Genomic DNA, 12,338 nt, shown 5'->3' on the forward strand with positions numbered 1-12,338 from the left:
GGGCTTTATGGCGAATCCATTGAACTTCCAATACGGCGTTAACCCGCCTTATATCGATTGCCATTTGATCGGCTATGGACACACTTGCCCAAATCAATCATAACGGCGGCATTTAATATCGGAATCCTCGCAGAAGATCGCGTTTTGCTCAGCCTGGCAGGCGCGGCGGACTTGGGCGCGGGCGAGGCCTTCGTTGTGGCTGGTGGCTTCATAGGTTTTGCTAAACGGGGTAACGCTGCACACATAAGCAGGATTGCGGCCTGTGCGGTGCTCAATGACGACTTCGCGCACATTGCCGTTGCGGGCAGGTTGATTGCGTTCCAACACGGCAATGCGTGCTTCCAAATCGGCAATGCGCCGCTCCAGCGTACTAATGCGCGCGGCATCGTCGGCCGGCGCGGCATAGAGCGCGGTGGGCAGGGTGGAGAGGGCAAGGAGGAGGGGAAGTAGTTTTTTCATGAAAATCATTGAGTTGGGGTTGAAGTTGTATTTCAGGTAGCCTTTTCGGGGGCGGAATGCTACCTGAAAAATGGAAAATAAAACAGGGCAGGTGTGAATGAAAGGGTTGGGGGTTTGCCTAGTATGGGTGAGCCGATACCCAGCTGGTTGGTTTTGCTCAAGCTTCAGTTCGGCAAACGGCGGCAGATGCTTTGCGCCATTTCTTGACCGGTTTGGTCGTCGATTTGGGTTTGACGCATGGTGCTGGCATCGAGGCTGTCGATGCGCAGGGCGATGGTTTTGGCCTGGCGATCACTATCGAGGATGGTGGCGATGCGGTGCTCTATGTTACGGAGTTCTAGATTGTTGCCGATGGTTTGGCGGGTAGCAGCATCATGCTGCGGGCGGGCACGGTTGCTGTTCCAGACGAGGATCAGGGTATCGTTGGATAGTTGCCAGGTGCCAGTGGCGCTTTGCTGGAAACGGAAGTCAAGGCCTTGGCGGCGGAAGGTATAGTCGCCAATACTGTTGGCGTAGTGGTTGGGGCGGAGGGTGAGGCTGTCGGTAACGGTGGCATAGATGCTGGGGTATTCTGTGGTGCAACGCCATTGGCCGGCAAGTTGGGCTTCGTTGAGAGGCGCTGCATTAGCGGCGCTGATGGTAGCGGTGAGGATAAGGATGGGAGTGAGTTTTTTCATAATGGTTCTGGTGCAGATAAGGTTGGTTTGGTGGGAGTTAGGTTTCAGGTAGCCTGCTTCTTGCCACAGGCTACCTGAACCTTATGGCTAACGCCTTACACGCCTGCTAGGTTGCAGAGGTATTGCCATAAGAGCGGCACGGGGCGGCCGGTGGCGCCTTTTTCTTTGCCGGTTTTCCAGGCGGTGCCGGCGATGTCGAGGTGCGCCCAGGTTTGCTCTTGGGTGAAATGGGCGAGGAAGGCGGCGGCGGTGAGGGTGCCGGCGGGGCGGCCGCCGATATTTTGCAGGTCGGCAAAGTTGGATGTGAGCTGCTCGCTGTATTCTTCAAACAGGGGCAGTTGCCAAGCTTTGTCGCTGCTTTGGCGGGCGGCTGCGAGCAGGCTGTCGGCCAGTTCCTGATTGTTGGCCACCAGGCCGCTGGCGGCGCTGCCCAGTGCGATCACGCAGGCGCCGGTGAGGGTGGCTACGTCGATGAGGGCGGCGGGCTTGAATTGGGCGGCGTAGGTGAGGGCGTCGCACAGGATTAGGCGGCCTTCGGCATCGGTGTTGAGGACTTCGATAGTGGTGCCGTCCATGGCGGTTACGATGTCGCCGGGCTTGTTGGCGGCGGCATCGGGCATGTTTTCGCAGGCGGGGGCGACGGCGATGAGGTTGATGGGCAGTTTGGCGCGGGCGGCGGCAATGAAGGTGCCGATTACGCTGGCAGCGCCGCACATATCGAATTTCATTTCGTCCATTTCGGCACCGGGCTTGAGGGAGATGCCGCCGCTGTCGAAGGTTACGCCTTTGCCTACCAGCACGACGGGTGCGGCATTTTTATCGGGCGCGCCGAAATAGGAAAGCTCGATGAGGCGCGGCTCTTGGGCACTGCCTTTGGCTACCGACCAAAATGATCCCATGTGCTCGCGGATGTAGTCGGCACCGAGGATTTTGGCAGATGCTCCGGCGGCTTGGGCTTCGGCGCGGGCGGTATCGGCCAAATAGGCGGGCGTACAGATGTTGCCGGCGGTGTTGCCGAGGTCTTTGCACAGATTGATGCCGTGCAGCAGGGCTTGGGCGCGGCCGAGCGCATCTTGGGCGGATTGGTCGGCGGCGGGAGCATAGAAATCGGCCTGTTGCAGGGCGGCGGGTTTGGCGGTTTTTTTGAAGCGGTCGAAACGGTATACGGCTTCGCCCAGCGCGATAGTGAGTACATTGAGAGCGTCGACCAATTCGGCGGTGGAGAAGGCGCTCAAATCGATGGCAAGCACGGGCTGCTTCTGTGCCCAACCGGCGGCATGGCGGAAGGCTTTGGTCAGCGTGTCGCGCTCTGTGTTGTCGAGTTTGAGCACGGCGGTGTCGGCAAAGCTGCCGTTGGCGGGCGTGTGGGCGGCGGCGAAGGGTTCGCTTTCGGTGAGCGTACCGTAGAGTAGGGCGGCGGTTTCATCGACCGGGGCGGCGGTGCACAAAAACAGGCGGGCAGCTTGGCCGGCGGGCAGGGCGTCGGAGTGGAGATGGAATTGCATGTTGGTCCTTGGGTTGATTAGGGTGGAAAACGGGTGGCATTTTATCGCTTGGCGCGGGGGAAAGGCTACCTGAAAATAAATGGGTGCAAAACAAAAGAACAGGCTACCTGAAAATTTTCAGGTAGCCTGTTTATGATGCAGCGATAAAAGCTTACATCACTTCTAGCGTGTCGATACCCAAGAGGCTGAGGCCGGTTTGCAGGGTTTGGCCGGTGAGGGCGGCCAGCTGCAGGCGGGTGTTGCGGGCGCTGCCTTCGGCTTTGAGGATGGGGCAGGCTTCGTAGAAGCGGGAGAACAGGCTGGCCACTTGGTAGAGGTAGGCGGCGAGGTAGTGCGGGTAGGAACTGTCGGCCACGGTTTGCAGTACGTCTTCAAACTTCAAAAGTTCGGCGGCGAGCTGGCATTCCAGGGGCTCGGTGAGCACGGGCTGTTCGGTCCGGCTCCATTCGCCGGCTTTTTTCAGCACGCTCTGCACACGGGTGTAGGCGTATTGCAGATAGGGCGCGGTGTTGCCTTCAAAGGAGAGCATGTTGTCCCAATCGAAGATATAGTCGCTGGTGCGGTTTTTGCTCAAATCGGCATATTTCACGGCACCGATGCCGACGCTGCGGCCGATTTGGGCGGCGGTGGTGTTGTCTAGCTCGGGATTTTTCTCTTTCACCAAGGCGGTGGCGCGCTCTACGGCTTCATCGAGCAGTTCGACCAGCTTCACGGTGTCGCCACTGCGGGTTTTGAAGGGTTTGCCGTCTTTGCCCATCATGGTGCCGAAGCCGATGAATTCGGCTTTTACGTTTTCAGGTAGCCAGCCGGCTTTACGAGAGGCGGCAAAGAGTTGGCCGAAATGCAGGCTTTGGCGGGTGTCCACTACATAGATGATGTGGTTGGCTTTGAGCTCGCGCACACGGTAGCGGATGCAGGCCAAATCGGTGGTGGCGTAGAGGAAGCCGCCGCCTTGTTTCTGGATGATGAAGGCGGCGGGATCGCCTTCTTTGTTTTTGAATTCATCGAGGAAGACTACTTTGGTACCGCCGTCGTCTACGGCTAAACCGCTGGCCAAAAGTTCGTCTACTACGGGCTGCAAGTCGGCATTGTAGGAGGATTCGCCGCGCACATCTTCCGGTTTGAGCAGCACGCCGAGCCGGTTATATACGTTTTGCGCGTGTTTGAGCGACATGGCCACAAACTGCCGCCACAGGGCGAGCACGGCTTCGTCGCCGCTTTGCAGTTTCACCACGTATTCGCGCGCGGTGTCGGCAAAGGCCGGGTCTTCATCGAAACGCACTTTGGCGTTACGGTAGAACTGTTCCAAGTCGGCCAGTTCGAAATGTTCGTTCTGCGCCTGCTGTTCTACCAAATAGGCCACTAACATGCCGAATTGGGTGCCCCAGTCGCCCACGTGGTTTTGCGCAATCACACGGTGGCCGAGGAAGGAATGGACGCGGTTGAGGCTGTCGCCGATGATGCTGGAGCGCAGGTGGCCGACGTGCATTTCTTTAGCCAGGTTGGGCGAGGAGTAGTCGATAACGATGGTCTGCGGTGCGGCGGCCTGCGCCACGCCGAGGCGGCCGCTTTGCAGGGCGGCGTGCACTTGCTTGGCCAAAAACTGCGGGTTCAGGCGCAGGTTGATGAAGCCGGGGCCGGCCACTTCGGCGGAGGCAATCAGCCCGTTGCCGGCCAGGGCTTCGGCCACTTTCTGTGCCAGCTCGCGCGGGTTTTGTTTGCGCTGCTTGGCCGCGCCCATCACGCCGTTAATTTGGAAATCGCCGAATTCGGGGTTTTTGGCCGGTTGCAATACTACCGGTGCGCCTTCGATACCGGCAGCGGCAAAGGCTTGTTCGGCTTCGCGGTTAAGGAGATGAGATAAGTTCATGATGTTTTCAGTTTTGGTAGATAAACAATAAAAATCTGTAATTTAGCTTCGGGTTAAGCGCTGCACGGCAGCAGCGACCAGCAGGGTGGCGGCGATGCCGCACACGGTGTGTAGCGCAAGAATCAGGCCGGCATGTAGCCAGTCTTTGTGCAGCAGGCGTACGGACACCTCGCTGGAAAGCGCGGAAAAGGTGGTGAGGCTGCCGAGAAAGCCCACTATCAGTGCATTTTGCAGTGGCTGGGTAAGCTGCTTGCCGGCCAACAGTAAGCCCAATACCGTGCCGGCCAGCAGGCAACCGAGCAGGTTGGCCAACCAGGTGCCAAAGGCGAATTGGGCAAACAGCGGATTGAAACGCAAACCCAGCTGCCAGCGCAACAAGGCGCCGAGAGCGGCGCCAACGGCAATCAAAGCGGGCTGGCTGTAAAGCGGCAGATTCATTTTTCAGGTAGCCTTTGGGCTTTCAGGTAGCCTTCAGATAGCAGGCTGTATGCTAGTTCGGCTTTGATTGTATTGCAGTGTAAGGCCGTTTGTCTTCAGGCTGGTTCTATTTTCAGGTAGCCTTAAAGCGCAGCAATCAGCTGCAGCACCATTTTGGCGGAATGCACGGAAGCAGTCTTTAAAAAGGTTTCGAAGCTGATGTCGGCTTCTTCGTCGGCGAGGTCGGAAATAGCGCGAATAACCACAAACGGCACGCCGAAGCGGTGGCAGCTCTGAGCGATGGCGGCAGCTTCCATTTCTACTGCCTGCACATCGATAAAATGGCGGCGCACTTCAGCCACGGATTCGTTGCTGTGTACGAATTGGTCGCCGCTCACAATCAGCCCACGGTGTACGGCGGCGTGTTCGAATGCGGTGGCGGCTTTTTCCGCAGCGGCGCACAGGGTGGGGTCGGATTCAAAGCGCGCGGGCATATGCGGTACATGACCGACGGCGTAGCCGAAAGCAGTAACGTCCACATCATGATGCGCAGTTTGCGTGCCGATTACTACGTCACCCACTTTCAGTTCGCCGCCCAAGCCGCCGGCGCTGCCGGTGTTGATGACGAAATCGGGTTGATGGCGTTGCAGCACCAAGGCGGTGCTGAGCGCAGCATTCACTTTGCCAATGCCGCTTAAGGCCAATACGACGTTTTTACCGGCGTATTCGCCGCGATAAATTTCGAAATCGGCCACATGCGCATTGCGCAGATTTTGTAGATTTTCTTTGAGCAGCTCGATTTCCGGCGGCATAGCGCCGATGAGTGCAATGGTTTGGGACATGGTTGGATTCTTTCAAACCGCCCGCACAGGCAATGGATGCGGGCGGCGTATGAATAAGCAAAACGCACTGCCTGTAAGCAACAGCCAGTGCGCTGGGGATGCCTGTTTATTGCTCGGCGTCGGCGGCAGGTTTCTGCTCGGCGGGCGGCTGCAGGCTCACGGCGCGTGCCGGAACAATGGTGGAAATCGCGTGTTTGTACACCATTTGCGTTACCGAGGTGTTGCGCAGCAACACCACATATTGGTCAAACGACTCTACCTGTCCTTGCAGTTTGATGCCGTTCACCAAATAAATGGATACCGGCACATGTTCTTTGCGCAGTGCGTTTAGAAAAGGATCTTGTAACATTTGTCCTTTAGTTGCCATAGTTTATTTTACTCCGATTATTTTTGTTCAAACTTTTTCAGGTAGCCTCCTTTTTGCGGGATATTTCCCGTGCCGGGCGGCTGAAAACTGAAAAAAGGTGGCGAATTGTAGCCGTTTGGTGCAGCTTTTTCCAACCTTTTTATGCAAGCTATTGATGAGTAAAGTTCTTTTTATGAGGCAGGTCAAACCGAATGCGCGATAGGCTTGCTTTGGATGGATTGTTTATAAACGTTGGAATTTCGTTGCTCTTGTATAATCCGGTAGTTAACGCGATACGCATAAAGGGAAATTAAGATGGGCATCAAACATTGGCCAGAAAACGAGCGGCCGCGCGAGAAACTGTTGCATCGTGGTGCGGGAGCATTAAGCGATGCGGAACTGTTGGCCATCCTGTTGCGGGTAGGTACGCAGGGGATGAGTGCGGTGGATTTGGCACGCTATCTGTTACAGGAATTTGGCTCACTCAACCGACTGTTTTCCGCACCTGCCGCCGAACTGACGATGCACAAGGGCATGGGCGAGGCGGCTTATTGCCAGTTTGCCGTTGTGCGAGAAATTGGACGGCGTTTGCTGGCCGAGGAAATGCGCGATACACCGGCTTTCAATTCACCCGATGCGGTGGCCGATTATCTGGTACTGCAACTGGGGCACGAGCCGGTGGAAGTGAGTGTGGCGATGCTGTTGAGTAGCAGCCATAAGCTGATTGCATTTCAGGAGCTGTCGCGCGGCACGGTGGCGGAAAACACGGTGTATATCCGCGAGGTGGCAAAGCTTGCCCTGAGCCATCATGCCGCTTCGCTGATTATCGCGCACAATCACCCTGGCGGCTCGACCGAGCCTTCGCCAGCAGATTTAGCCTTCACCCGTCGCCTGCAACAGGCATTGGCGCTGCTGGATGTGCGGTTGTTGGATCACTTTATCGTGGCGGGTAATCGGGCAGTGTCGTTTGTGGCAAACGGGTGGATGCGGGAGTTGGCGGAGGATGGGGATGTTTGGGCTGGATAGGTTGTTTTGTATCAATTTATAGCGAGAGAGCAGTGCTAGAAAAGGCTACCTGAAAACGTGGTGCAGCAGAGCTGCTGCCAGGTTTCAGGTAGCCTTTCTTATGTTAGACCGCGGGTTTGGCTATCCGCCTTTAAAACGAATAGCGGGCGTTAAAGAAGAAGCTGCGGCGGCGTTCGTTATAGGTGCGGGCGGTGCCGGCGGTACGCAGGATGGTTTTGTCGAACAGGTTGTTCACGCCGGCACGCAGGCTGACGGTGTCTTTCCAGTTGTAGCCGACGTTGAGCCCGAACACGCCGTAGCTGCCCAGTTCATGCTCTTTCAGCTTGCTGCCGCCGTCTTCATAGTACACGTCGATGAAGCGGGTGGGCCGAGAGCCGGTTTTTTGGCGGCCGTAATGGGTGTAGGTGGCGTTTAAGTCCCATTCGGGAGTGATTTGCCAATTGAGTGTGCTGTTGATGGTGTATTTGGGCACAATCGATACGGGATTACCGTAGAACTTCTCTTCGTTACGCTGAAAATAAGTGAAGTTGGTGCTGAAGTTCAGTTTGTCACGAATCAGCGGCAGGGTTACGTTGCCTTCGAAGCCGGCGAGTACGGCTTTGCCGCGGTTGCCCCATTGGTACACGTTGGTGGCGGTGTAGTTGCGCCAGATGTTGGTGCCGGCGCGGTTGTTGCTGCGGCGCACGTCGCGGTTGTAGCCGCCGGGCGGGGCATCAATGGTGGTTACGAATTCGCCGTTGTCGACGATGCGGTTGCGGTAGTCGTTGTGGAAATAGGCCAGCGAGGCGAGGTAGCCGTCTTTGTTGAACTCGAAACCGATTTCTTTATTGATGCTGGTTTCGGGTTTGATGTCTTTATTGCCGACAAAGTAGCAGGCACGACCCCAGTCGAAGCCGCCTGGACGGTTGTTGAGATAGGGGTCGGTGGGGCGCTGATCGTTGCCTGCGCCGGTGCCTCCGGTGGCACTGTTATTTTGTGCGTTGGGGTTGTCCCAGCGGTTGTGTTCGTCGATGGGGCAGCCGTGGCTGGCATTGGTCAGCATGTAGTTGGGCTGGGTTTGGTATAAGTTGGGCGCTTTGAAGGCGCGGGCGATGCCGCCTTTGATCCGCCAGTTGTCGTTCAGGGCGTGGGAGAAGTTGAACGAGGGGGAGAAGGTGGAGCCGAAGGCGGTGTTGTAGTCCCAGCGCAGGCCAGGGGTCAGGAAGGTGCGGCCTTGGTTGAGGGAAATATTGTCTTCCACATAGATGGCAAAATCATTCTGACTGCCTTTGCCGCTGCGGCCGGTGCTGGCAAGCCACGGGATATTGCCGTAGGTTTGCATGGTTTGCTTCATGGACGCGGAATCGTCGAGTACGGAACGGCCGCCTTCCACGCCCACGGTGAGGGTATGGCGCCCCAAAGGCAAATCGGCACGGCTGCCGAAGCGGTAGTTTTTCAAAATGCTGTCGGAAAAGCCGGTGGTACTGTTGTAGGCACCCTCGGTGCTGCCGAGCAGGCCTTCGGGCAGGCGGCTGTTTACGGTTTTGTCGAAGCTGATGTAGCTTTCCAAGTCGCCCCATTCCCAGTTGCCTCGGTGGGTGAGGGTGTAGCTTTGGCGGTAGAGGCGGGCGGTTTCTGTGCCGATAAGCGGGAAGGCAACGTTGCGCACGGCTGGAACGAGTACGTTGCTGCTTTGAGTGTCGCCGTTGTAGATATTGCCTTGGCGGCTGTAGGAGGCATCGAAGGTAAGGCGTTGGGTGGGGCTGATGTCCCATTGCAGGCGGCCGGCGATGTCGCGGTTGCGCACGCCTTCGCGGCCGGCGCTCAGAGCCGTGCCGGTGTTTACGCTGTTGTTGATGTCGAAATTATCGGGGCTGGTTTTGTTGAGGCTGCCGTAGAGGCGGAAGCCGAGGGTGTCTTGCACGATGGGGCCGGATACGATGAAGTTGGCACGGCGGGTAGCGCCTTGGCAGGTACCGCTCTGCGGCTGTTCGATATAGGTGCCTACGCTGCCGTGGAATTCGCGGGTGATGGATTTGGTGCGGATGTTTACCACGCCGCCCATCGCGCCGGAGCCGTAGCGGGCAGCGGCAGGGCCGCGCAACACTTCGATTTTTTCAATCATTTCGGGCGGTACCCAGTTGGAGTCACCGCGCGTGTTGCGCACGCCGCCGCGGCCGTAGCGTTCGGCATTGCGCGAGCGCACGGGTTTGCCGTCGATCAGAATCAGTGTGTTTTCCGGGCCCATGGCGCGGATGTCGATTTGGCGTTTGTTGCCGCGTGTGCCGCCGGGCGAGTTGGTGCTGAGAGTAACGCCGGGCATTTTGCTGACGATTTCGGAAATGTCGTTGCTCACCGGCATACGCTGCAGGTCTTGTTTGGTGATTAGCGAGGAACCAAGCTGTTGTTTAACTTGGGCTTCGGCAGTGATGTAGATGGTTTCCAGCTCGGCACTGTCGGCAATAGGTTCGCTGGCAGCAGGTGCGGTTTCGGCAGTGGCGAAACCAGAGAGAAGGAGTGCGTTGAGCACGGTGAGGCGGAACAACTTGGCTTGCATTTGGCGTGAGTCCTTGTGAGCGGTTTGTTCAAAAGTAAGTAGAGAGATAGTTTTCAGGTAGCTTGCTGTGCATCAGAGGCTACCTGAAAATATTGTTTCGGCAGGCGCGGCATGGTTGCCGAGTTTTGCGGGGGCGGATAATCGGTTTTTGGCGCGGTGCAAACCATCAGGCGGAAGGACTAGTCCTATCGGCTATGCGGCAGGCTGGGTGGCGGAGCGGAAATTGGCGGCCTGCAGCCATGCTGGCATTCGCACGCCGCATCCGCCGGAAGGGGAAGGCGGGGCATACTCCTTTCGTACGATAAAACGAGGTTTGCCTTGCAGATAGAATGCGGCAGTTTTCCCTGCCTGTTTCCGATGCCTTATGTCTGTGCTGCCGCCCAAACGTTCTGCCGGCTATCTGCTGCTGATGGCCACTCTTGCCTGCCTGTTGCTGCTGGCGGTGTTGTTTTCCCTGTCGTGGGGGCGCTATCCCATGCCACCGGGCGGGGTGTGGCGCAGCCTGATGCAGGGCGCGGTGCAGCTGGCATCTGAGTGGCATTTGCCCTTTGCAGCAAGCCTGCCGCAGATTCAGGCCGACGAGGTGCAGGCCAATATTGTGTTGAATTTGCGCCTGCCGCGTATTTTGGCCGCGATGCTGGTGGGCGCGGCGCTGGCGGCTTCGGGCGCAGTTTATCAGGGGATTTTCCGCAACCCGCTGGTGTCGCCCGATTTGCTTGGCGTGTCTTCTGGTGCTTGCGTAGGCGCGGCGTTGTCGATTCTGCTCGGCTGGAGCATTTGGGGCACGCAAGCAGCGGCCTTTGCCGGCGGACTGTTGGCTGTGGTGATGACTTTAGCGCTACCTCGGCTGATAGGGCGCGATTCGGCAGTGATTTTGGTGCTGGCGGGGATTGTGGTGTCGGGCTTTATGTCGGCCACGCTGGGGTTGATGAAATATCTGGCCGATCCGGAAACCGAGCTGGCGGAAATCGTGTATTGGCAGATGGGCAGCCTGGCAAAATCGGAATACGGCAATCTGGTGGCGCTGGTGCCGGTAATGCTGCTGGCCGCCGGGGTACTGATGGCGATGCGTTGGCGCATCAATGTGTTGTCGCTGGGCGATAGGGAAGCGCGGCTAGTGGGGGCGGAAATCCGGCGTGAACGTACGATTATGGTGGTGTGCGCCACGCTGCTGACTGCCTCGGCGGTGTGCCTGAGCGGCACCATCGGCTGGCTGGGCTTGGTGGTGCCGCACTTGGCGCGGCTGGCGGCTGGCGACAACAACCTGCGCACGCTGCCGCTCTCCATCTTGGCCGGCGCGCTGTTTCTGCTGTGCACCGACACGCTGGCGCGCAATCTGTATGAGCAGGAAATCCCGCTGGGCATCATCACCGGCTTTATTGGCGCACCGTTTTTCGCTTGGGTGCTGGTGCGGCAGAAAGTGGCAGATTAGTTTTCAGGTAGCCTCATCCGGTAGGCTAAGGTGTGAACGGTTGCGACTGTGCGCTTTCCTGCTGGCGCAGCCAAACGGAGCGCGGTTTTTCGGGAAACAAGGGCTTGCATGTTCGAAGCGGCGTAGCCGCAAGTTGCGAGCCCGCCCGAAAAATCGCGCTGAATGAGGGAAGTTTGGCGAAGCCAAACCTGTGCCCGCAGTCGCTTTTCTTTTGCTTCCTTTTCTTTGGCGAAGCAAAGAAAAGGAAGTGCCCCGCGCCGGCATGAGGCGCAAAGGTGAACAAGATACAAGCGGTGAAGGCTACCTGAAATCTTACCGGTCACTCGCAACTACTCATCCATCACCAAATGAGTTAAAGGTATTACGTTTACCGCGTTTCGTTAGAAATACAGCATGCTGAATATCGAAAACCTGCATTACGCCTACCGCGGCCGCCCCGTGCTCAACGGCGTGAACCTGCACATCGGATGCGGCACACTGCTCACGCTGCTCGGCCGCAACGGCGCGGGCAAATCCACCCTGCTCAACTGCATCGCCGGCCTACTTGCTCCGCAGCAGGGGCGCGTTCTGCTGAACGGGCAAAACGTGCAGGCCATGCGGCCGCGCCAGATTGCGCGGCTGGTGGGCTATGTGTCGCAGGCCGCGCCGCAAACCTACCGCTACAGCGTGTTGGATTATGTGGTGCTGGGGCGCGCCGCTCATTTGAGTTTGGCTGCCAAGCCGAAAGATGAAGACTACGCTGCCGCCATGCAGGCTTTGGAAACGCTGAATATCGCCCACCTGGCCGGGCATATATATATGGAAACCAGCGGCGGTGAGAAGCAGCTGGCCAATATCGCCAAAGTGCTGGTACAGCAGCCTGAATTGATTTTATTTGACGAGCCCACTTCTGCGCTCGATTACGGCAACGCCGTGCAAACCCTGCGGCTGGTGGCGGATTTGTCCGAACGCGGCTACACCATCATCATGACCACGCACAATCCCGAACATCCGCTGCTCCTGCACGGCCGCCTACCGCAGAGTCAAACCGCCATCCTGGGCCGCGACGGCACGCTACAGGCCGGCAACACCGCCGATATTTTGAGTAACGAAAGGCTGGAGCAGCTCTACGGCGTCGGCCTGCGCCTGCTCGACGTGCCCGATTGGCCGCGCCGCGTGTGTGCCGTGGCGCAATTGTGAACGGCCAAATTTCAGGCTACCTGAAACCGGGAAACTTGTTTTAACCCCG

The 12,338-nt window shown here is 57.8% G+C and carries 11 protein-coding genes; 3 read left to right on the forward strand and 8 right to left on the reverse strand.

The window, feature by feature from the left end; all coding sequences use genetic code 11:
• Positions 1-93: 93 nt before the first annotated feature.
• The 7 genes from ACO6EE_RS02675 to hfq form a co-directional block, all read right to left on the reverse strand.
• On the reverse strand, positions 94-459 hold the full coding sequence (locus tag ACO6EE_RS02675) for a hypothetical protein (protein ID WP_485959034.1): 366 nt from the start codon (positions 457-459) through the stop codon (positions 94-96).
• Positions 460-623: 164 nt separating this feature from the next.
• The gene (locus tag ACO6EE_RS02680) at positions 624-1,136 is read right to left on the reverse strand and encodes a hypothetical protein (protein WP_485959035.1); all 513 of its coding nucleotides are present in this window, start codon (positions 1,134-1,136) and stop codon (positions 624-626) included.
• A 95-nt stretch (positions 1,137-1,231) separates the two neighbouring features.
• Positions 1,232-2,641 carry a leucyl aminopeptidase gene (locus ACO6EE_RS02685; protein ID WP_485959037.1) on the reverse strand — a complete coding sequence of 470 codons (1,410 nt, stop codon included), beginning with the start codon at positions 2,639-2,641 and terminating at the stop codon, positions 1,232-1,234.
• A gap of 151 nt (positions 2,642-2,792) precedes the next feature.
• Positions 2,793-4,511: an arginine--tRNA ligase gene (gene argS / locus ACO6EE_RS02690; RefSeq protein ID WP_485959039.1), complete on the reverse strand. Its 1,719-nt coding sequence runs from the start codon at positions 4,509-4,511 to the stop codon at positions 2,793-2,795.
• Positions 4,512-4,553: 42 nt separating this feature from the next.
• Entirely contained in the window at positions 4,554-4,949 is a 396-nt protein-coding gene (locus ACO6EE_RS02695) for a fluoride efflux transporter FluC (RefSeq protein WP_485959040.1), read from the reverse strand.
• Between the two features lie 122 nt (positions 4,950-5,071).
• Positions 5,072-5,770 (reverse strand): 5'-methylthioadenosine/adenosylhomocysteine nucleosidase, encoded by a 699-nt coding sequence (locus tag ACO6EE_RS02700; protein WP_485959041.1) that lies wholly within the window; start codon positions 5,768-5,770, stop codon positions 5,072-5,074.
• Between the two features lie 106 nt (positions 5,771-5,876).
• The gene (hfq, locus tag ACO6EE_RS02705; protein ID WP_003822900.1) at positions 5,877-6,137 is read right to left on the reverse strand and encodes an RNA chaperone Hfq; all 261 of its coding nucleotides are present in this window, start codon (positions 6,135-6,137) and stop codon (positions 5,877-5,879) included.
• Positions 6,138-6,431: 294 nt separating this feature from the next.
• On the opposite strand from hfq, the gene radC reads away from it, so the two are divergent.
• Positions 6,432-7,142, forward strand: coding sequence for a RadC family protein (gene radC, locus ACO6EE_RS02710; protein ID WP_485959042.1), 711 nt, complete (start codon positions 6,432-6,434; stop codon positions 7,140-7,142).
• 130 nt (positions 7,143-7,272) lie between these two features.
• Here radC and ACO6EE_RS02715 read toward each other — a convergent pair whose 3' ends face one another.
• On the reverse strand, positions 7,273-9,678 hold the full coding sequence (locus ACO6EE_RS02715) for a FepA family TonB-dependent siderophore receptor (RefSeq protein ID WP_485959044.1): 2,406 nt from the start codon (positions 9,676-9,678) through the stop codon (positions 7,273-7,275).
• 364 nt (positions 9,679-10,042) lie between these two features.
• On the opposite strand from ACO6EE_RS02715, the gene ACO6EE_RS02720 reads away from it, so the two are divergent.
• Together ACO6EE_RS02720 and ACO6EE_RS02725 are read left to right on the forward strand one after the other, a co-directional pair.
• Positions 10,043-11,110, forward strand: coding sequence for a FecCD family ABC transporter permease (locus ACO6EE_RS02720; protein ID WP_485959046.1), 1,068 nt, complete (start codon positions 10,043-10,045; stop codon positions 11,108-11,110).
• Positions 11,111-11,503: 393 nt separating this feature from the next.
• Complete coding sequence (locus ACO6EE_RS02725; protein ID WP_485959047.1) at positions 11,504-12,289, forward strand: ABC transporter ATP-binding protein; 786 nt, start codon at positions 11,504-11,506, stop codon at positions 12,287-12,289.
• Positions 12,290-12,338 lie beyond the last annotated feature (49 nt).

The sequence above is a fragment of the Eikenella sp. genome, assembly GCF_057315495.1.

Coding starts and splice junctions, on each gene's coding strand:
- ACO6EE_RS02675 (WP_485959034.1), bottom strand. CDS start 459: ATGAAAAAACTACTTCCCCTCCTCCTTGCCCTCTCCACCCTGCCCACC.
- ACO6EE_RS02680 (WP_485959035.1), bottom strand. CDS start 1,136: ATGAAAAAACTCACTCCCATCCTTATCCTCACCGCTACCATCAGCGCC.
- ACO6EE_RS02685 (WP_485959037.1), bottom strand. CDS start 2,641: ATGCAATTCCATCTCCACTCCGACGCCCTGCCCGCCGGCCAAGCTGCC.
- argS (WP_485959039.1), bottom strand. CDS start 4,511: ATGAACTTATCTCATCTCCTTAACCGCGAAGCCGAACAAGCCTTTGCC.
- ACO6EE_RS02695 (WP_485959040.1), bottom strand. CDS start 4,949: ATGAATCTGCCGCTTTACAGCCAGCCCGCTTTGATTGCCGTTGGCGCC.
- ACO6EE_RS02700 (WP_485959041.1), bottom strand. CDS start 5,770: ATGTCCCAAACCATTGCACTCATCGGCGCTATGCCGCCGGAAATCGAG.
- hfq (WP_003822900.1), bottom strand. CDS start 6,137: ATGGCAACTAAAGGACAAATGTTACAAGATCCTTTTCTAAACGCACTG.
- radC (WP_485959042.1), top strand. CDS start 6,432: ATGGGCATCAAACATTGGCCAGAAAACGAGCGGCCGCGCGAGAAACTG.
- ACO6EE_RS02715 (WP_485959044.1), bottom strand. CDS start 9,678: ATGCAAGCCAAGTTGTTCCGCCTCACCGTGCTCAACGCACTCCTTCTC.
- ACO6EE_RS02720 (WP_485959046.1), top strand. CDS start 10,043: ATGTCTGTGCTGCCGCCCAAACGTTCTGCCGGCTATCTGCTGCTGATG.
- ACO6EE_RS02725 (WP_485959047.1), top strand. CDS start 11,504: ATGCTGAATATCGAAAACCTGCATTACGCCTACCGCGGCCGCCCCGTG.